General features: G+C 61.7%; 18 protein-coding genes. 12 read left to right on the forward strand and 6 right to left on the reverse strand.

The genetic code is table 11. The features are described from left to right. Window positions 1-265: 265 nt before the first annotated feature. On the forward strand, window positions 266-985 hold the full coding sequence (locus tag ACZ889_RS04295; RefSeq protein WP_003253046.1) for a carbonic anhydrase: 720 nt from the start codon (window positions 266-268) through the stop codon (window positions 983-985). Window positions 986-1,177: 192 nt separating this feature from the next. Beyond that, the gene (locus ACZ889_RS04300; RefSeq protein WP_004575261.1) at window positions 1,178-2,710 is read left to right on the forward strand and encodes a SulP family inorganic anion transporter; all 1,533 of its coding nucleotides are present in this window, start codon (window positions 1,178-1,180) and stop codon (window positions 2,708-2,710) included. A gap of 371 nt (window positions 2,711-3,081) precedes the next feature. On the opposite strand, the gene ACZ889_RS04305 is transcribed toward ACZ889_RS04300, so the two are convergent. Then, window positions 3,082-3,723, reverse strand: a complete 642-nt coding sequence (locus tag ACZ889_RS04305; RefSeq protein ID WP_014861534.1) for a hypothetical protein — start codon at window positions 3,721-3,723, stop codon at window positions 3,082-3,084. A 369-nt stretch (window positions 3,724-4,092) separates the two neighbouring features. On the opposite strand from ACZ889_RS04305, the gene coxB reads away from it, so the two are divergent. Genes coxB through ACZ889_RS04325 form a run of 4 tightly spaced genes read left to right on the forward strand, consistent with a single transcriptional unit; the run spans window position 4,093 to window position 8,333 of the window. Further along, complete coding sequence (coxB, locus tag ACZ889_RS04310; protein ID WP_476257192.1) at window positions 4,093-5,220, forward strand: cytochrome c oxidase subunit II; 1,128 nt, start codon at window positions 4,093-4,095, stop codon at window positions 5,218-5,220. 43 nt (window positions 5,221-5,263) lie between these two features. Further along, complete coding sequence (gene ctaD, locus ACZ889_RS04315; RefSeq protein WP_476257193.1) at window positions 5,264-6,853, forward strand: cytochrome c oxidase subunit I; 1,590 nt, start codon at window positions 5,264-5,266, stop codon at window positions 6,851-6,853. Window positions 6,854-6,862: 9 nt separating this feature from the next. After that, window positions 6,863-7,429, forward strand: a complete 567-nt coding sequence (locus ACZ889_RS04320; protein ID WP_180689042.1) for a cytochrome c oxidase assembly protein — start codon at window positions 6,863-6,865, stop codon at window positions 7,427-7,429. A 16-nt stretch (window positions 7,430-7,445) separates the two neighbouring features. Further along, window positions 7,446-8,333, forward strand: a complete 888-nt coding sequence (locus ACZ889_RS04325) for a cytochrome c oxidase subunit 3 (protein WP_003253033.1) — start codon at window positions 7,446-7,448, stop codon at window positions 8,331-8,333. 32 nt (window positions 8,334-8,365) lie between these two features. Here ACZ889_RS04325 and ACZ889_RS04330 read toward each other — a convergent pair whose 3' ends face one another. Beyond that, window positions 8,366-8,569 (reverse strand): twin transmembrane helix small protein, encoded by a 204-nt coding sequence (locus ACZ889_RS04330; RefSeq protein ID WP_003253030.1) that lies wholly within the window; start codon window positions 8,567-8,569, stop codon window positions 8,366-8,368. Window positions 8,570-8,620: 51 nt separating this feature from the next. On the opposite strand from ACZ889_RS04330, the gene ACZ889_RS04335 reads away from it, so the two are divergent. From ACZ889_RS04335 to ACZ889_RS04355, 5 genes are read left to right on the forward strand one after another with little or no spacing between them, the layout of a single operon-like run. Further along, entirely contained in the window at window positions 8,621-9,358 is a 738-nt protein-coding gene (locus ACZ889_RS04335; protein ID WP_143999441.1) for an SURF1 family protein, read from the forward strand. Continuing rightward, a complete protein-coding gene (locus ACZ889_RS04340; protein ID WP_108078497.1) occupies window positions 9,327-9,908 on the forward strand; it encodes a hypothetical protein in 582 nt (193 codons plus the stop codon). The genes ACZ889_RS04335 and ACZ889_RS04340 overlap by 32 nt, the downstream gene beginning before the upstream one ends. A gap of 9 nt (window positions 9,909-9,917) precedes the next feature. Further along, a complete protein-coding gene (locus ACZ889_RS04345; RefSeq protein ID WP_476257194.1) occupies window positions 9,918-10,997 on the forward strand; it encodes a COX15/CtaA family protein in 1,080 nt (359 codons plus the stop codon). Continuing rightward, window positions 10,982-11,875, forward strand: coding sequence for a heme o synthase (gene cyoE, locus ACZ889_RS04350; RefSeq protein WP_047603781.1), 894 nt, complete (start codon window positions 10,982-10,984; stop codon window positions 11,873-11,875). The genes ACZ889_RS04345 and cyoE overlap by 16 nt, the downstream gene beginning before the upstream one ends. Further along, window positions 11,872-12,504, forward strand: coding sequence for an SCO family protein (locus ACZ889_RS04355; protein ID WP_014861528.1), 633 nt, complete (start codon window positions 11,872-11,874; stop codon window positions 12,502-12,504). The genes cyoE and ACZ889_RS04355 overlap by 4 nt, the downstream gene beginning before the upstream one ends. A gap of 121 nt (window positions 12,505-12,625) precedes the next feature. Here ACZ889_RS04355 and ACZ889_RS04360 read toward each other — a convergent pair whose 3' ends face one another. The 3 genes from ACZ889_RS04360 to ACZ889_RS04370 form a co-directional block, all read right to left on the reverse strand. Continuing rightward, complete coding sequence (locus tag ACZ889_RS04360; protein ID WP_003253017.1) at window positions 12,626-13,396, reverse strand: MetQ/NlpA family ABC transporter substrate-binding protein; 771 nt, start codon at window positions 13,394-13,396, stop codon at window positions 12,626-12,628. Window positions 13,397-13,460: 64 nt separating this feature from the next. After that, window positions 13,461-14,132, reverse strand: coding sequence for a methionine ABC transporter permease (locus tag ACZ889_RS04365; protein ID WP_003253016.1), 672 nt, complete (start codon window positions 14,130-14,132; stop codon window positions 13,461-13,463). Further along, window positions 14,132-15,139, reverse strand: a complete 1,008-nt coding sequence (locus ACZ889_RS04370) for a methionine ABC transporter ATP-binding protein (protein ID WP_003253013.1) — start codon at window positions 15,137-15,139, stop codon at window positions 14,132-14,134. The genes ACZ889_RS04365 and ACZ889_RS04370 overlap by 1 nt, the downstream gene beginning before the upstream one ends. Before the next feature lie 227 nt (window positions 15,140-15,366). On the opposite strand from ACZ889_RS04370, the gene katE reads away from it, so the two are divergent. Continuing rightward, window positions 15,367-17,502 (forward strand): catalase HPII, encoded by a 2,136-nt coding sequence (katE, locus tag ACZ889_RS04375; protein WP_180689037.1) that lies wholly within the window; start codon window positions 15,367-15,369, stop codon window positions 17,500-17,502. 68 nt (window positions 17,503-17,570) lie between these two features. Here the strand turns inward: katE and ACZ889_RS04380 are convergent, their stop codons facing one another. Further along, the gene (locus ACZ889_RS04380; protein ID WP_011953148.1) at window positions 17,571-18,278 is read right to left on the reverse strand and encodes a PA5502 family lipoprotein; all 708 of its coding nucleotides are present in this window, start codon (window positions 18,276-18,278) and stop codon (window positions 17,571-17,573) included. Between the last annotated feature and the right edge of the window lie 103 nt (window positions 18,279-18,381).

Below are 18,381 nucleotides of genomic sequence, written 5' to 3' on the forward strand. Positions count from 1 at the left end.
ACACAACTAATAACAACCAATAATTGCGCTAATACATATTGGCAGCTGATGTTTTTTTGCTATTATCCAGTTCCCGCCTTTTTCATCTAGAACGGCCGTTCTAGAGCCTTCGAATTAAGTTTCAGTTAAGTTTTCCCCGCTAGCGTAGGTAATAAGTCCACAGCGACTGTGATCTACGGCCCGTGCGTGTCATCTAAAACCCTGCATAGCCTGAATCTTTCACCGGTAAAATGGATTTACCTACACACCGTCAAGAGGATGAATCATGCCCGTCAAGGACCCATCCAAGGTCGTACCGCAGGTCCCCGCGGAAAGCGCCGATGCTGCCCTTAAGCACATCGTCGACGGCTTCCTGCGCTTTCACCATGATGTTTTCCCTGATCAGCAAGAGCTGTTCAAGAAGCTCGCCACCGCGCAAACACCACGCGCGATGTTCATCACCTGTGCCGATTCGCGCATCGTTCCCGAGCTGATCACCCAGAGCTCGCCAGGCGACCTGTTCGTGACCCGTAACGTGGGTAACGTGGTACCGCCTTATGGCCAGATGAACGGCGGCGTTTCCAGCGCCATCGAGTACGCCGTAATGGCGCTTAAAGTTCACCACATCATCATCTGTGGCCACTCCGACTGTGGTGCCATGCGTGCGGTACTCAACCCGCAGTCGCTGACCAAGATGCCTACCGTTGGCGCCTGGTTGCGCCACGCTGAAGTGGCCCGCACCGTGGTCGAGAACAACTGCTCCTGCGGCAGCGAACACGAGACGATGCAAGTGCTGACCAAAGAGAACGTCATCGCCCAGCTGCATCACTTGCGCACCCATCCTTCGGTGGCTTCGCGCCTGGCAGCCGGTGAGCTGTTCATTCATGGTTGGGTGTACGACATCGAGACCAGCAAGATCGAAGCCTACGACGCCGCCAGCGACAGCTTCCTGCCCTTGGCCGCGGGTGAACCCGTTCCCTGCGCCACTCCGAGAGGCCGCTACTAAGCGACCCGTCCGCCGCTAGAACCTTGATAGCCGGCTGCACCCTGCAGGGGTGTGGCACGGCATTCGGCTGCCTTGAATTCCCTGACTAACCTGCCGGCGTGCTCGCTGGCGGCCCGCGCCTGCGCGCTTGTCAGGGGCAAACGTGCCCACGGCCAGGGGAATGGCCGTGCGACTAGAGAAAGGAGAAACACGGTGAACATTACACAGTTGAAAGCGGCCCTGCCGCGTGAGTTGCTGGCGTCGGTGGTGGTCTTCCTGGTGGCCCTGCCGTTGTGCATGGGCATTGCGATCGCTTCTGGCATGCCGCCGGCAAAAGGCCTGATTACTGGGATTATCGGCGGCATTGTCGTCGGTTTCCTTGCTGGGTCGCCGTTACAGGTCAGCGGCCCCGCTGCCGGTCTGGCGGTACTGGTGTTCGAGCTGGTACGCCAGCACGGCATGGCCATGCTCGGGCCAATCCTGTTGCTGGCCGGCCTGTTGCAGTTGCTGGCCGGTCGCTTGCGCCTGGGCTGCTGGTTCCGCGTGACCGCGCCGGCGGTGGTTTACGGCATGCTCGCCGGGATTGGCGTGTTGATCGTGCTTTCGCAGGTGCATGTGATGTTCGACACCGCGCCGCAACCGTCGGGCCTGCAGAACCTGCTGGCGTTCCCGGCAACGTTGTCGGCAGCCCTGCCACAGGAGAGCACCGGCGCCGGCTGGATGGCCGGTGCGCTGGGCCTGGGGACCATCGCCATCATGTGGGGCTGGGAGCGCTTGCGGCCGCAGCGGCTGCGTTTCGTGCCGGGTGCATTACTCGGCGTGGCCAGCATGACCGCTATCAGCCTGTGGCTGGCCTTGCCGGTGAACCGCGTGCAAGTCCCGGCCGACCTGTCCGAGGCCATCGACTGGCTTCGTCCGGCGGACCTGATGCAGCTGGCCGACCCTGCCCTGTTGGTCGCCGCTTTTGCCCTGGCGTTCATTGCCAGCGCCGAAACCTTGCTGTCGGCCGCAGCAGTGGACCGCATGCACAGCGGCCAGCGCTCGGACTTCGACCGCGAACTGTCGGCTCAGGGCATCGGCAACATGCTGTGCGGGGTGCTGGGTGCCCTGCCGATGACCGGGGTAATCGTGCGCAGCTCGGCCAACGTCCAGGCCGGGGCGCAAACCCGGGCCTCGGCAATCTTCCATGGCTTGTGGTTGCTGGCCTTCGTGGTGGCGCTGAGCAGCGTGCTGCAGCAGATCCCGGTGGCGAGCTTGGCGGGGGTGTTGGTGTTTACCGGGGTCAAACTGGTCGACTTCAAGGCGTTTCGCGGGCTGGGCCGTTATGGGCGCATGCCGATGTTCACCTACGCGGCGACTGCGCTGGCGATCATCTTTACCGACCTGCTGACCGGTGTGCTGCTGGGCTTTGCCCTGACCTTGCTGAAGCTGGCGTTCAAGGCGGCGCGGCTGAAGATCAACCTGGTGAGCCTGGCCAAGGATGGGCACATGGAGCTGCGCCTCAGTGGCGCGGCGACCTTCCTGAAGGTGCCGGCGCTGACCCAGGTGCTGGATACCGTACCGGCGGGCACCACGCTGCATGTGCCGCTGGGGAACCTGAGCTATATCGACCACTCGTGCCTTGAGTTGCTGGAGGACTGGAGCCGCAGCAATTCTGCCAATGGGTCACGGTTGCTGATAGAGCAGCGGCGCCTGAAGCGTCGGATCGAGGGGCGGTTGCGGACTACGGCGGGGGTTGGGGCGTAGGAGCGGGTTTACCCGCGAATACGGTAGCGGCGGCAACGGTGATCGGCGGGTGGAGATTGGCCAGCAGGGCCGGCCCTTTCGCGGGTGAACCCGCTCCTACGATGGCCTGTGCCGAACCACCGATGCGTGTAATCGATGGCGGCGGCAACGGTGATCGGCGGGTGGAGATTGGCCAGCAGGGCCGGCCCTTTCGCGGGTAAACCCGCTCCTACGATGGCCTGTGCCGAACCACCGATGCGTGTAATCGATGGCGGCGGCAACGGTGATCGGCAGGTGGAGATTGGCCAGCAGGGCCGGCCCTTTCGCGGGTGAACCCGCTCCTACGATGGCCTGCGCCGAACCACCGATGCACCTAGGCCGTGACAGGTCTATCAGGCCGGCTGACCCAGCTCGACACCCAGTTGGCGCGACAGGCACGGCCAGCGCTTCCACGCCGCGCCAGTTGCCGGGCTGCTCAGCTTCTCTCGATAAGCCTCCACCGATTCAACCGCAAAGCTCTCGTCGTTGAGCATTTCGTCGACCGAGTGGTGCACCACTTCATCCAGCTGGTTGGCAAAGCTTTCGCCAATCAACTGGTGGGCAATCAGGTTGGCGACCGTGGTGTCGACCGGGATCAACGGCTGCTGGAAGTGGCGAATGTACAAGTCATTCACCTCTTCCACCAGGCGGTGCGCCAGGTACGCTTCATCCAGAAGGCAGTCCAGGCCTACATGCCCTTGCATCACGCTGGGCGGCTGCAGGAAGTAGGCTTCGGCAATTTTCAGTACAGGTTTGATCTGCGATTCGATCCCGGCTTCGCGGGCGACCTCGTGGGCGGCCTCCAGCAATTCCGGAACCTGATCGATGTAGGCGCTGACGAAGCGCGCCAAAGTACCCTGGGCGTCCTGCTCAGGCAGTTGGATCGAGGGGTGCAGGTGGGGCAGTTGCAGCTCGAGACGCTGTTTCAATTGGCCGGTCTGGCCTTCATGTTGATGGGCTTGGCTTACCTGCTCGCGTACAGCAGCGATGTTCATGACAACTCCAGGGACATTACGTTTCAAACGGAAGACACTAAATTAGCTCGGTATACAGAATACCTAAGACGTATTTGTTATAAGCCTCGCAAACGTGTGCGCTATCAGGCATATCGACGTGCCATTATTACGCCATGCCCTGTCAAGCACGCGGTTTTCCGGCCATTCGGCCATTTCATGAAGTTCATTTCACAGGCTTCATTGCGTGCCATTGGTCGCTGTCTATACTCCCGGTGAACGTGATTCGTTGATGAGGCCCGACTGCTTTTAGCAGGGGCTCGGTCGTCGAAGCCATGCAGTCTTGACCGCCGTTCCCTCTTGCCGCAGGCCACGCCTCCGGGACAACAAGAATTAGAAGGGGAACCCGCAATGATGCGACATCCACATGTCTGGATGGGCCTCCTGTTGTGGTCGGTTTTTGGCCAGGCAAACGCCGCCTGGACCGTGAACATGCACCCAGGGGCGACGGAAGTCTCCAACGCCGTCTTCGACCTGCACATGACCATCTTCTGGATCTGCGTGATCATCGGCATCGTGGTGTTTGGCGCGATGTTCTGGTCGATGGTCATCCACCGCCGCTCCACTGGCCAGCAGGCCGCGCATTTCCACGAGCACACGTGGGTGGAAATTCTCTGGACGGTGGTGCCCTTCCTGATTCTGGTGGTGATGGCCATTCCGGCTACCAAGACCTTGATCGACATCTATGACGCCAGCGAGTCGGACATCGACGTCCAGGTCACCGGCTACCAGTGGAAATGGCACTACAAATACCTGGGCCAGGACGTGGAGTTCTTCAGCAATCTGGCCACCCCCACCGACCAGATCCACAACAAGGCGCCGAAGGATGAGCATTACCTGCTGGAAGTCGACCAGCCGCTGGTGCTGCCGGTGGGCGCGAAAGTGCGCTTCCTGGTCACTGCTGCCGATGTGATCCACTCCTGGTGGGTGCCGGCCTTCGCGGTCAAGCGCGACGCCATCCCAGGCTTTGTCAACGAAGCCTGGACCCGTATCGAAAAGCCAGGCATCTACCGCGGCCAGTGCACCGAGCTGTGCGGCAAGGACCACGGCTTCATGCCGGTGGTGGTCGAGGTCAAGTCCAAGGCCGATTACGACACCTGGCTGGGCGAGCGCAAGGCTGAAGCCGCCAAGCTCAAGGAGCTGACCAGCAAGGAATGGACCCTGGAAGAGCTGGTGGAGCGCGGCGACAAGGTCTACCACACCGCCTGCGTGGCCTGTCACCAGGCCGAAGGCCAGGGCCTGCCGCCAATGTTCCCGGCGCTCAAGGGCTCGAAGATTGCCACCGGGCCGAAGGAAGGCCACCTGAGCATTGTCTTCCATGGCAAGCCCGGCACGGCCATGGCCGCTTTCGGCAAGCAGCTGTCGGAAGTCGACATCGCTGCTGTGGTCACCTACGAGCGCAATGCCTGGGGCAACAACAAAGGCGACATGGTGACGCCGAAGGACGTGCTGGCGCTGAAGCAGGCAGAAGCCAAGTGAACCGGGTTACTCGCGGCAATCAATGGATTGCAGGAGACAGGACATGAGTGCAGTGATCGACGACCACGCCCACGGCCACGACCATGCGCACGGCCCGGCCAGGGGCCTGATGCGCTGGGTGCTGACCACCAACCATAAAGACATCGGCACGATGTACCTGTGGTTCAGTTTCATCATGTTCCTGCTGGGTGGCTCGTTTGCCATGGTGATCCGCGCTGAGCTGTTCCAGCCGGGTTTGCAGATCGTGGAGCCGGAATTCTTCAACCAGATGACCACCATGCATGGCCTGATCATGGTGTTCGGCGCGGTGATGCCGGCCTTCGTCGGCCTGGCCAACTGGATGATTCCGCTGATGATCGGTGCGCCCGACATGGCACTGCCACGGATGAACAACTTCAGCTTCTGGCTGCTGCCGGCGGCCTTCCTGCTGCTGGTATCGACCCTGTTCAGCCCGGGCGGAGGGCCGAACTTTGGCTGGACGTTCTACGCACCGCTTTCCACCACCTATGCGCCAGCCAGCGTCACTTTCTTCATCTTCGCCATCCACCTGATGGGTATCAGCTCGATCATGGGGGCGATCAACGTGATTGCCACCATCCTCAACCTGCGTGCCCCCGGCATGACGCTGATGAAAATGCCGCTGTTCGTCTGGACCTGGCTGATTACCGCGTTCCTGCTGATTGCGGTGATGCCAGTACTGGCCGGCGTGGTAACCATGATGCTGATGGATATCCACTTCGGTACCAGCTTTTTCAGTGCCGCAGGTGGCGGTGACCCGGTGCTGTTCCAGCATGTGTTCTGGTTCTTCGGTCACCCTGAGGTGTACATCATGATCCTGCCCGCTTTCGGTGCGGTCAGCTCGATCATCCCGGCGTTCTCGCGCAAGCCGCTGTTCGGTTATACCTCGATGGTGTATGCCACCGGCGCCATTGCCTTCCTCTCATTCATCGTCTGGGCCCACCATATGTTCGTGGTCGGCATCCCGGTGGTCGGCGAGCTGTTCTTCATGTACGCCACCATGCTGATTGCCGTGCCCACCGGGGTGAAGGTATTCAACTGGGTCAGCACCATGTGGGAAGGTTCGCTCACCTTCGAAACGCCGATGCTGTTCGCCATCGCCTTTGTCATCCTGTTCACCATCGGTGGTTTCTCCGGGTTGATGCTGGCGATCGCCCCGGCGGACTTCCAGTACCACGACACTTACTTCGTGGTGGCGCATTTCCATTACGTACTGGTGCCTGGTGCAATTTTCGGCATCTTTGCCTCGGCCTACTACTGGCTGCCGAAATGGACCGGCCACATGTACGACGAAACCCTCGGCAAACTGCACTTCTGGCTGTCGTTCGTCGGCATGAACATGGCCTTCTTCCCCATGCACTTCGTAGGCTTGGCCGGCATGCCACGGCGCATCCCCGACTACAACCTGCAGTTCGCCGATTTCAACATGGTGTCGTCGATCGGCGCGTTCATGTTCGGCGCCACGCAGATCTTCTTCCTGTTCATTGTCATCAAGTGCATCCGCGGTGGCGCGCCGGCACCGGCCAAACCCTGGGATGGCGCCGAGGGCCTTGAGTGGTCGATACCCTCGCCTGCGCCCTACCACACCTTCCAGACACCCCCGGAAGTGAAATAGGAACCCGCCATGAACGGCCTGTCGGTGAAACGCCTGGTAACGCGCCTGTTGATGCTGACGGTGGTGATGTTCGCCTTCGGCTTCGCGCTGGTGCCGATCTACGACGTCATGTGCAAAGCGTTCGGTATCAACGGCAAGACCGGCGGCCAATACGAAGGTAGCCAGGTCAGTGACCCGACGCGTGCTGTGCGGGTGCAGTTCATGTCGACCAATGCCAGCGACATGGTCTGGGACTTCTACTCCACTGCCGACCAGCTGGAGGTCAACCCGGGGGCGGTGAACCAGATGATCTTCATTGCCCACAACCCGACCAACCGGCCGATGAGTGCGCAGGCAATACCCAGCATTACCCCGGCCGAGGCCGCGGCCTACTTCCACAAGACCGAGTGCTTCTGCTTTACCCAGCAGGTGCTGCAGCCCGGCGAACGCATCGAGATGCCGGTGCGCTTCATCGTCGACCGCGACCTGCCGGCCAGCGTGAAGCACCTGACACTGGCCTACACCTTGTTCGACATCACCGCTCGCCACCCGCCGGTCGCGCACGTTGCGGCGCAGGACGTCCAGGGCGCCCGTTAAGGGAAGGAGAACAGCAATGGCAAGTCATGAGCACTACTACGTTCCGGCGCAGAGCAAATGGCCGATCATCGCCACCATCGGCATGTTCATCACGGTATTCGGCCTGGGCACCTGGTTCAACGACATGAAGGCGGGCCACCCGGATTCGCACGGGCCGCTGATCTTCTTCGTGGGTGCGTTGTTTCTGGCCTACATGCTGTTCGGCTGGTTTGGGTCAGTGGTCAAGGAGAGCCGCGCCGGGTTGTACAGCCCGCAGCTGGATCGCTCGTTCCGCTGGGGCATGAGCTGGTTCATCTTCTCTGAAGTGATGTTCTTCCTGGCGTTCTTCGGCGCGCTGTTCTATGTCCGCGTACTGGCGGGGCCGTGGCTGGGAGGCGAAGGGGCCAAAGGTGTTGCGCACATGCTGTGGCCAACCTTCGAATTCACCTGGCCGCTACTGCACACCCCCGATCCCAAGCTGTTCCCACCCCCCAAGGAAGTGATCGACCCGTGGCACCTGCCGCTGATCAACACCATCCTGCTGGTCAGTTCCAGTGTGACAATCACCATTGCCCACCACGCCTTGCGCCGTGACCACCGCGGCCCGCTGAAATTCTGGATGGCGCTGACCATTGTCCTGGGCATCAGCTTTATCGCACTGCAGGCCTTCGAGTACCACGAGGCCTATACCAAGCTGGGGCTGACACTGGGTTCAGGGATCTACGGTGCGACGTTTTTCATGCTTACCGGGTTTCACGGCGCCCACGTGACATTGGGCACGATCATTCTGATCGTGATGTTCGTGCGCATTCTACGCGGGCATTTCAACCCGGAAAAACACTTCGGCTTCGAGGCAGCCAGTTGGTACTGGCACTTCGTCGATGTGGTGTGGGTGGGGTTGTTCATCTTTGTCTATGTGTTGTGAATACGAAAACCCTGTAGGGGCGGGTGAGCGCTTCAGAAAGGGGCGTGGGAGACCAGCTGACCGCTGATCAAGCCCCAGGCGACCAGGCCTATGGTCAAGGCTGCCAGGGTGACCCGTACGGTCAGGGCCTTGAGCAGACGGGTCGAGTTTTCATCATCCTTGACCAGAAACACCAGGCCACTGAACAGGCTGGCAATCGTGGCCAACAGCATCAGGACAATCGCGGCCTTGAGCATGGCGTTACTCCGGGGGGATGCGGTGATGTGGATAAGTATAGCGAGGCGCCCGTGAGGCCGTTTCGCCCAGGCTGGGTACCGACGCTGGTGGTGCTTGCACTGCTGCCGGGGCTGATTGCGCTTGGTTGCTGGCAACTCGGCCGTGCCGAGGAAAAGCGCGTGCTGCTGGCCACCTATGCAGAACGGCGAATTGAAGCGCCGATCGCCACCGCCCAGCTCCTCTCGAAAGAAGACAACGCCTTCCGCCGCGTGCACCTGTATGGCCGCTTCGACGCCGAGCATAGCGTGCTGCTGGACAACCGCATGCGCGACGGCAAAGCCGGTGTCGAGCTGCTGCAGCCTTTCCACGACCAAGCCAGCGGCCTGTGGTTGCTGATCAATCGTGGCTGGCTGCCATGGCTGGACCGCCGGGTGCCGGTGCACTTCGAAACCCCTGCCCAGGCCTTGGCGCTGGATGCCTCTGTGTATGTCGCGCCCGGTAGCACCTTCCAGCTGCACCCGGACCCCATCGGCGGGCAATGGCCGCATCTGTTGACCGCTATCGATGCCGCGCAGCTATGGCAACAGCTTGATCGCGAAGGCTTCGCCCAGGAATTGCGCCTTGAGGCGGGTCCTGCGAGCTATCGCCTGGACTGGCCGGTTGTCGCCATGAGCCCCGAAAAACACGTGGGCTACGCCGTGCAGTGGTTTGCCCTGGCTACCGCTCTGGTTCTGCTCTACCTCTACTTCGGCTGGCACCAAACAAAGGAGAAACGCCATGGCCACCGCCACTCCACTGGACGTGCCTGAACGTAGCAAGCCCAGAGCCCGCGGGCGTTTGCAGCTGTTGCTGATCCTGCTGGTGGTGCTTGGGCCGATGGTTCTGGCCACCAGCATGTACAAACTCAAATTCTGGGTACCGGAAGGCCGCAGCTACCATGGCGCCATGATTGGCAATGGGGAAAGCCGTGCCGATCTCGGCGTGGGGGGGCAGGACGATCGCTGGCAGTTGCTGGTCAGCGCACCCCAGGCCTGCACCGAAGACTGTCAGCGCCTGGTGTACCTGGCTCGGCAGATTCAGGTCGGGCTGGGGCGTGATGCCAGCCGCGCCAGCCATGCGCTGGCCGCTGCCCAGCCGCTGAGTGCCGACTACCAGGCACTGCTCGGCCGCGAGTACCCGCAGTTGCAGCGCTACCCGCTGGATGCGCAACGTTATCAGCAGAAGGTTGTCGAGCCCGGCCCGCAGCTGTGGATCGTCGACCCGCACGGCAACCTGGTGCTGCGCTACGACGGCAAGGTCAACGGCAAGCATGTGCTGGATGACCTGCGCCACCTGCTCAAGCTGTCCAATATCGGCTAGGAGCCTGCCATGGCCAGACCTGGATTTCGCCTTGCTGTGTTCGCCACCCTGCTGGCACTGCTGGTCGTCCTGCTCGGTGCCTATACCCGCCTGACCCACGCCGGCCTCGGTTGCCCCGACTGGCCCGGGTGCTATGGCTTTATCAGCGTGCCAAAGAGTGACGCGCAGTTGGCCCATGCCGAGCTGTACTTTCCTGAGCACCCGGTGGAAGCTGCCAAGGGCTGGGCCGAGATGGTCCACCGCTACTTTGCCGGTAGCCTGGCCGTGGTGATCGCCCTGCTCGCGTTCCAGGCAATGCGCCGGCATGCCCGCGATGGGCAGCCTTATCGCCTGCCGATGCTGCTACTGGGTGTGGTGCTGGCCCAGGCAGCCTTCGGTATGTGGACGGTTACCCTGAAGCTATGGCCGCAGGTGGTCACGGCGCACTTGCTGGGTGGCTTTACCACGTTGAGCTTGCTGTTCCTGTTGTCTCTGCGTCTGTCCCGGGCCTTTGCGCCCTTGCCGAAACTGCCGCTGAGCCTGCGCCGGATCGCTGCGCTGGCGCTGCTGGTGGTAATCGGCCAGATCGCCCTGGGCGGTTGGGTCAGCGCCAACTACGCAGCCGTGGCCTGCATCGACCTGCCGACCTGCCATGGCCAGTGGTGGCCAGCGGCGGACTTCAGCAACGGCTTCCACCTTACCCAGCACGTCGGCCCCAATTACCTTGGCGGGCAGTTGGACAGTGATGCGCGCACGGCCATCCACATCAGCCACAGGCTGGGCGCGTTGCTGGTGACCTGCGTGCTGTTGATGCTCAGCTGGAAGCTGCACCGCTGTGGCCTCCCCGGCCTGGCGCGGCTGGTGCTGCTGGCGCTGGCCCTGCAAGTGGGCCTGGGCATCAGCAACGTGGTGTTCCACCTGCCGCTGGCGGTGGCTGTTGCGCACAATGCCGGCGGGGCGATGCTGCTGCTGAGCATGGTGCTGGTGAACTACCGCATTCGAGTGGTCGACAAGGTTCGTATGGGTGTCGGCCATGGTTGGCGTCTGCGGCCGGTGGTCGGGGTGGGCATTTCCCATCATATGAGGAACGACTCGTGGCGACGCTTCTAAGCGTACGACGGGCCCGCTGGCGCGATTACCTTGAGCTGACCAAGCCCAAGGTGGTGGTGCTGATGCTGATCACCTCGCTGGCGGGCATGTTCCTGGCCACCCGGGCGGGCGTCAGCTGGAGCGTGCTGTTGTTCGGCAACCTGGGCATCGGTCTGTGCGCGGGTGGCGCAGCGGTGGTCAATCATGTGGTGGATCGGCGCATCGATGCGCTGATGGCACGCACCCACAAACGGCCTTTGGCTCAAGGCCGAGTCGAGCCTCTGCCGGCGCTGTTGTTCGCCTTGGCCCTGGCGCTGCTGGGCATGGTCCTGCTGCTGGTGTTCACCAACGCCCTCACCGCCTGGCTGACCCTGGCCTCATTACTCGGTTATGCGGTGCTCTACACCGGCTTTCTCAAGCGCGCCACGCCACAGAACATCGTCATCGGTGGCCTGGCCGGGGCCGCTCCGCCGTTGCTCGGCTGGGTGGCGGTAAGTGGCCATGTCAGCGCCGAACCCTTGCTGCTTGTGCTGATCATTTTCGCCTGGACCCCGCCGCATTTCTGGGCGCTGGCCATCCACCGCAAGGAGGAATACGCCAAGGCCGATATCCCGATGTTGCCGGTGACCCACGGCGAGCGCTACACCAAACTGCATATCCTGCTGTACACCCTGATCCTGCTGGCGGTGAGCCTGCTCCCGTATGCCATCCACATGAGTGGCCCGCTGTACCTGGCCTGTGCCCTGGGCTTGGGCCTGCGCTTCCTGCATTGGGCCTGGGTGTTGTACCGTAGCAGCCGGCCGCACGCGGCGATCGGCACCTTCAAGTACTCTATCGGCTACCTGTTCGCGCTGTTCATTGCGTTGCTTCTTGACCACTACCTGTTGCTGAACCTATGACCCGAACCCAGAAAACCGTCTTCATCCTCGTTGCCCTGGTCGCGTTGATCCTGGGCCTGACCGTCAACAAGGTGCTTAATGGTCGTGACCAGCCCAACCCTGCCGAGCTGATCGATGCGGGCATCATCCTGCTGCCGCAGAGCCGAGCCGTGGCTGATGTCACCATGACCAACCAGGACGGCCAGCCGGTGCAGATGGATGACCTCAAGGGCAAATGGTCGCTGCTGTTCTTTGGCTACACCTACTGCCCGGACATCTGCCCGACCACCCTGGCCCAGCTGCGCCAGGTGAAGAGCGAGCTGCCCAAGGATGCCGTCGACCGGCTGCAGGTGGTGTTGGTGAGCGTGGACCCTAACCGCGACACGCCGAACCAGCTGAAGCAGTATCTGGGCTATTTCGACAAGGAATTTGTCGGCGTGGCGGGGTCGATCGAGGATACCCAGAAGCTGGCCAATGCCTTGAGCATTCCGTTCATTCCGGCGGATACCAGCAAGCCGGGGTATACCGTGGATCACAGCGGTAACCTGGCGATTGTCGGGCCGGATGGGCGACAGCGTGGGTTCATTCGGGCGCCGTTCAACAACCAGAAGCTGGGGGCGCAGTTGCCGGGGCTGGTCAAGCGGGATTGAGAGTGCTGGGCCTGCTGCGCAGGCCTTTCGCGACACAAGGCCACGGATCGGCGTACGCCTTACTTTGTGGGAGCGGCCTTGCGTCGCGAAAGGGCCGCAAAGCGGCCCCGGGGATGTTGGCTCAGAACGCCGGAACCACAGCGCCTTTGTACTTCTCGATGATGAACTGCTTCACCTCAGGCGAGTGCAGTGCAGCCGCCAGTTTCTTCATGTCGTCCGAGTCCTTGTTGTCCGGGCGGGCAACCAGGATGTTCACGTAAGGCGAGTCGCTGCCCTCGATGGCCAGCGCGTCTTTTTCCGGGTTCAGCTTGGCTTCCAGCGCGTAGTTGGTGTTGATCAGGGCAGCATCTACCTGGGTCAGCACACGCGGGATGGTGGCGGCTTCCAGCTCACGGAACTTCACGTTTTTCGGGTTCTCGGCAACATCCTTCACGGTCGACAGGATGTTCTTGTTGTCCTTGAGCTTGATTACGCCAGCCTTGTCCAGCAGCAGCAAGGCGCGGCCGCCGTTGGTGGCGTCGTTGGGGATGACCACGGTGGCGCCGGAGGACAGCTCGTCCAGCTTCTTGATCTTGGACGAATACACGCCCAGTGGCTCGATGTGCACGCCTGCCACGCTCACCAGCTGGGTACCCTTGGCCTTGTTGAACTCATCCAGGTAAGGCTGGTGCTGGAAGAAGTTGGCGTCCAGGCGCTTTTCGGCCACCTGCACGTTCGGCTGGATGTAGTCGGTGAATTCCTTGACCTTCAGCTCTACGCCTTCTTTCGCCAGTTGTGGTTTGACGAAGTTGAGGATCTCGGCGTGCGGCACCGGGGTGGCGGCGACGGTCAGGGTATCGGCCTGGGCCGAGAAGGCCGCGACAGCGGCAGCGACAGCAAGCAGCTTCTTCATTGATCACTCCTTGTGAGGGCCGCGACGGCCCCCGAACGGGTCGGCCTGGCCGACCCCATTGGGGTTATTTACGGGAAAAATGCACGACCAGTTTGTCGCCCACGCTCTGCAGTACTTGAACCAGTATCAGCAGCAGTACCACAGTCACTACCATCACATCGGTCTGGAAACGCTGGTAACCGAAGCGGATAGCCAGGTCACCAAGGCCACCGGCACCCACCACACCGGCCATGGCGGTGTAAGAAACCAGGGTGATGGCGGTTACGGTAATGGCCGCGAAGATGCCCGGACGGGCTTCCGGCAGCAGCGCACTGGTGATGATCTGGCGGGTGGTGGCGCCCATCGACTGGGTGGCTTCGATGATGCCGCGGTCCACTTCACGCAAGGCGGTTTCAACCAGGCGTGCAAAGAACGGCGTGGCACCCACTACCAGCGGCGGGATGGCGCCTGCAACGCCCAGCGAGGTACCGGTGATCAGCACGGTGAACGGGATCATCACGATCAGCAAAATGATGAATGGCAGCGAGCGCAGGATGTTGACCACCAGCGACAGCAGCGCATAGACGCCTTTCTGTTCGAACATCTGCTTTGGCCCGCAGAGGAACAGCAACACGCCCAGTGGCAGGCCCAGCAGCACGGTGAAGAACAGCGAGCCGAACAGCATGATCATGGTATCGACGGTGGCCAGCCAGATTTCGGCCCAGTCGACGTTGGCAAAGAAATTCAGGGCGTCCATCAACGCAGTACCTCCATATGTACGTCAGCTGCCTTGAAGCGGGCGAACGCCGCTTCCATGTCTCCGCCGATCAGGGCGAGAGTGAGCTGGCCATAGGGGACATCCTTGATGCGGTCGATACGCCCGGCGAGGATGCTGTAGTCGACACCGGTTTCGCGGGCCACGGTGCCCAGCAGCGGCGCGTAGGTGGCGTCGCCCTGGAAGGTCAGGCGTACGATGCGGCCTGGCACGTGGGCAAAGTCGTCGCGCTGCTCGCCTTCGTCGACCTGCTCGTCTTCCTGGACGAAGCGCTTGGTGGTGGGGTGCTGCGGGTGCAGAAACACCTCGGCCACCGAGCCTTGCTCGACGATCTGACCGGCGTCCATCACGGCCACGCGGTCGCAGACACGGCGGATCACGTCCATCTCGTGGGTAATCAGCACGATGGTCAGCTTCAGTTCACGGTTGATCTCGGCCAGCAGTTGCAGGACCGAGGCCGTGGTTTGCGGGTCGAGGGCACTGGTGGCCTCGTCGCATAGCAGAATCTTTGGGTTGGTGGACAGGGCGCGGGCGATGCCGACGCGCTGCTTCTGGCCGCCGGACAGCTGCGCCGGGTACTTCTTGGCGTGGTCTGACAGGCCAACGCGAGCCAGTAGCTCGGTGACACGCTTGTCGATTTCGCTGCGCGACAGCTCACCGGCCAGGGCCAGTGGCAGGGCGACGTTGTCGGCGACGGTCTTGGAGGCCAGCAGGTTGAAGTGCTGGAAAATCATCCCGACCTGCTGGCGGAAGCCGCGCAACTGGCTGGCATTGAACGCGGTGACGTCTTCGCCGTCGACGATGATCGTGCCGCCGGAGGGTTCCTCCAGGCGGTTGATCAGGCGCAGCATGGTGCTTTTGCCAGCGCCGGAATGGCCGATCAGGCCGAACACCTGGCCATCTTCGATGGTCAGGCTGGTCGGATTCAGTGCGGGGATTTCCCTACCGGCAACGCGGTAGGTTTTATGTACCTGTTGGAACTCGATCACGTAGCGAACCTTGTGGGGCGCATTGAAATTTGGGTCAGCGGTTAGCTGGGGTCGCGCATTTTAGCCTTTTCCCATAGCTGTTCTTAGCATTTATTTCGTCATGCACCAATCCATCGGGCATATCGCGACAACCGGTAATCCTGATTGAACGCTCGGCAACGCCCTCCAGTCACTACTTGCACAAGCCCTGAACGGGCACGCCTTAAGACTGATGAGGAGAGCCGATCATGCCCAGCAAGAAAACGGATGCGCCCAAGCACAGTGAGGCCGCCGGTACCCAGACCCCTGACAGGGCCAACACCAATGCCAAGCTGCAGAGCCTGGAGGCCGACCGCAGCGATGCGACCGGGCATGCGCTGCGGACCAACCAAGGCGTGCGCATTGCTGACAACCAGAACTCCCTCAAGGCGGGTGATCGCGGGCCTTCGCTACTTGAAGACTTCATCATGCGCGAGAAAATCACCCACTTTGACCATGAGCGTATCCCCGAGCGCATCGTGCACGCCCGCGGTACCGGGGCACATGGGTTCTTCCAGAGCTATGGCGACCACGCTGAGCTGACCAAGGCCGGTTTCCTGCAAGATCCGGAAAAGATCACCCCGGTTTTTGTCCGCTTCTCGACGGTTCAGGGCCCACGCGGTTCTGGCGACACGGTGCGAGATGTGCGGGGCTTTGCCGTCAAGTTCTATACAGATGAAGGCAATTTCGACTTGGTCGGCAACAACATGCCGGTGTTTTTCATCCAGGATGCCATCAAGTTCCCCGATTTTGTCCACGCGGTGAAGCCAGAGCCCCACAACGAGATACCGACCGGCGGTTCGGCTCATGACACCTTCTGGGATTTCGTCTCGCTGGTGCCGGAGTCGGCCCATATGGTCATGTGGGCCATGTCTGACCGCGCCATCCCGCGCAGCCTTCGAATGATGGAAGGCTTTGGCGTGCATACCTTCCGCCTGATCAATGCCGAGGGCGTGGCCAGCTTCGTCAAGTTTCATTGGAAACCACGCCAGGGCGTGCATTCCCTGCTGTGGGACGAAGCCCAGAAACTGGCGGGCAAGGACACCGACTTCCAGCGCCGTGACCTATGGGAAGCCATCGAAACCGGTGACTACCCCGAATGGGAACTGGGCGTGCAGATTGTGCCTGAGGCAGACGAACACAAATTCGACTTCGACCTGTTGGACCCGACCAAGATTATCCCGGAGGAACTGGTACCCGTCACGCCGCTGGGCAAGATGGTGCTCAACCGCAACCCGGACAATTTCTTTGCCGAGGTCGAACAGGTGGCGTTCTGCCCAGGCCATATCGTGCCAGGTATCGACTTTACCAACGACCCGCTGCTGCAGGGCCGGCTGTTCTCGTACACCGATACCCAGATCAGCCGACTGGGTGGGCCGAACTTCCACCAGATCCCGATCAACCGGCCGGTAGCGCCGAACCACAACAACCAGCGTGATGCGCTGCACCAGCACGTCGTGCACAAGGGCCGGGCTTCCTACGAGCCCAACTCGATTGACGGCGGCTGGCCGAAGGAAACCCCGCCTGCGGCGCAAGACGGCGGCTTCGAGAGCTATCAGGAGCGTATCGATGCGCACAAGATTCGCCAGCGCAGTGAGTCGTTCGGCGATCACTTCTCGCAGGCCCGGCTGTTCTTCCAGAGCATGAGCCCGACCGAGCAACAGCACATCATCAAGGCTTACAGCTTCGAGTTGGGCAAAGTGGAGCGTGAACATATCCGCGCCCGGGAAGTGAATGAAATTCTCGCCAACATCGACCTGAAGCTGGCAGCGGCAGTTGCGGCCAACCTGGGCCTTCCTGGGCCGAAAGCGGGTACGGTGAAGGTGAAGGGTAGCCAGCTGGCGCAATCGCCTGCGTTGAGCCAGATGAACCACCCAGGTTCGGTGGGTATCAAGGGGCGCAAGATTGCTGTGCTGGTGGCAGATGGCGTGGACGCTGCCAGCGTGGACAAACTGGTCAAGGCCCTGGAAGCGCACAGTGCCCGGCCGATGCTTTTGGGGCCGACCTCGGCGCCGGTGAAGGCGGCGGATGGCAAGCAACTGCCGGTAGCTGCGTCGATGGAGGGGATGCCTTCGATCATGTTCGACGGGATTGTCGTGCCAGCGGGCAAGGCCTCTACGGATGCGCTGGCGGCTAGCGGATTGGCCAAGCACTTCGTGCTGGAGGGTTACAAGCACCTGAAGGCGCTGGTGCTGACCAAGGAATTGGCGAAAGCGTTGGGGCTCAAGGAGGACAAGGGGCTGTTGCTCGGGGATGAGCAGAAGGCAGTGGATGCCTTTGTCAAAGCGGTAGAAGGCCACCGGGTGTGGGAGCGGGAGGCGGCGGCTGAAGCTGTTCCTGCCTGATAACGCCGCTTCGCGGGTAAACCCGCTCCTGCATCGGCCGTGTAGGAGCGGGTTTACCCGCGAAGCTTTTACTGCTGATGCGGGACCAGCACCACCTGCGCCGGCAGCGAGCGCTGGATCTGATGCTTCTGCTTCAGCTCAAACCCACTGTCAATCTTGCGCACGCGCTTTTCCAGCAAGGTCTTCAGCCAAGGTGCATCCTCGGTGCGCGGTACCTGGAATACCACTTCACACTGGTAACTCACCACATCGGCGGCAATGTCGTCCAGTTGGCGGCGCAGCGCGCGGCTGTCAGTGGTCTTCAAGGCCACCACGGTACTTGGCGCTGTCGGGTCGATGATGCGTGCCTTGGGCTTGGCTTCGGCGGCTTTCAGCGCAGCTTCAGCCTTTTCCAGCTCGGCCTTGCGGGCCTGGGTCACGGCATCCCCGCCGGTCACCGCTGGCGCCTGCGGCATCAGTGCCCGGGCACGGGCCAGCGCGGTAGCTGCCGCGTTCACATCGCCCTTCTGCAGGACGATCTGGCTACGTTGCAGGTAAGCTTCGGCCAGTTGGCGCTGGTATTGTTCCAGGCGTGCATCATCCGGCGACTGGGCCTGCAGAGCTGCAAGCTGGTCTTCGGCGGTAGCCAGCTCGTTGCTGGCGATGTTCTGTTGCAACTGCTGCCAGGCATCTGCTTGAGCAGGTGCGGTGGCCTGTTCGACCGGCGCATTGGAACAGGCAGCCAGGATCAGGGAAAACGCGGCAACAAGCAGATAACGGGAGGCGAACGGCTTCATTCCTGCGACTCTCTATTTGCGCAAAAAGCGAGCAAGTCTACACCCAGGTGCGCACGCTCGAAAATAGGCCTTACAGACCCTTTACGGGCCGAAGGTTTCAAGG

The organism is Pseudomonas sp. TE3895 (genome assembly GCF_056278855.1).

Coding starts and splice junctions, on each gene's coding strand:
- ACZ889_RS04295 (WP_003253046.1), top strand. CDS start 266: ATGCCCGTCAAGGACCCATCCAAGGTCGTACCGCAGGTCCCCGCGGAA.
- ACZ889_RS04305 (WP_014861534.1), bottom strand. CDS start 3,723: ATGAACATCGCTGCTGTACGCGAGCAGGTAAGCCAAGCCCATCAACAT.
- coxB (WP_476257192.1), top strand. CDS start 4,093: ATGATGCGACATCCACATGTCTGGATGGGCCTCCTGTTGTGGTCGGTT.
- ctaD (WP_476257193.1), top strand. CDS start 5,264: ATGAGTGCAGTGATCGACGACCACGCCCACGGCCACGACCATGCGCAC.
- ACZ889_RS04320 (WP_180689042.1), top strand. CDS start 6,863: ATGAACGGCCTGTCGGTGAAACGCCTGGTAACGCGCCTGTTGATGCTG.
- ACZ889_RS04325 (WP_003253033.1), top strand. CDS start 7,446: ATGGCAAGTCATGAGCACTACTACGTTCCGGCGCAGAGCAAATGGCCG.
- ACZ889_RS04330 (WP_003253030.1), bottom strand. CDS start 8,569: ATGCTCAAGGCCGCGATTGTCCTGATGCTGTTGGCCACGATTGCCAGC.
- ACZ889_RS04340 (WP_108078497.1), top strand. CDS start 9,327: ATGGCCACCGCCACTCCACTGGACGTGCCTGAACGTAGCAAGCCCAGA.
- ACZ889_RS04345 (WP_476257194.1), top strand. CDS start 9,918: ATGGCCAGACCTGGATTTCGCCTTGCTGTGTTCGCCACCCTGCTGGCA.
- ACZ889_RS04355 (WP_014861528.1), top strand. CDS start 11,872: ATGACCCGAACCCAGAAAACCGTCTTCATCCTCGTTGCCCTGGTCGCG.
- ACZ889_RS04360 (WP_003253017.1), bottom strand. CDS start 13,396: ATGAAGAAGCTGCTTGCTGTCGCTGCCGCTGTCGCGGCCTTCTCGGCC.
- ACZ889_RS04365 (WP_003253016.1), bottom strand. CDS start 14,132: ATGGACGCCCTGAATTTCTTTGCCAACGTCGACTGGGCCGAAATCTGG.
- katE (WP_180689037.1), top strand. CDS start 15,367: ATGCCCAGCAAGAAAACGGATGCGCCCAAGCACAGTGAGGCCGCCGGT.
- ACZ889_RS04380 (WP_011953148.1), bottom strand. CDS start 18,278: ATGAAGCCGTTCGCCTCCCGTTATCTGCTTGTTGCCGCGTTTTCCCTG.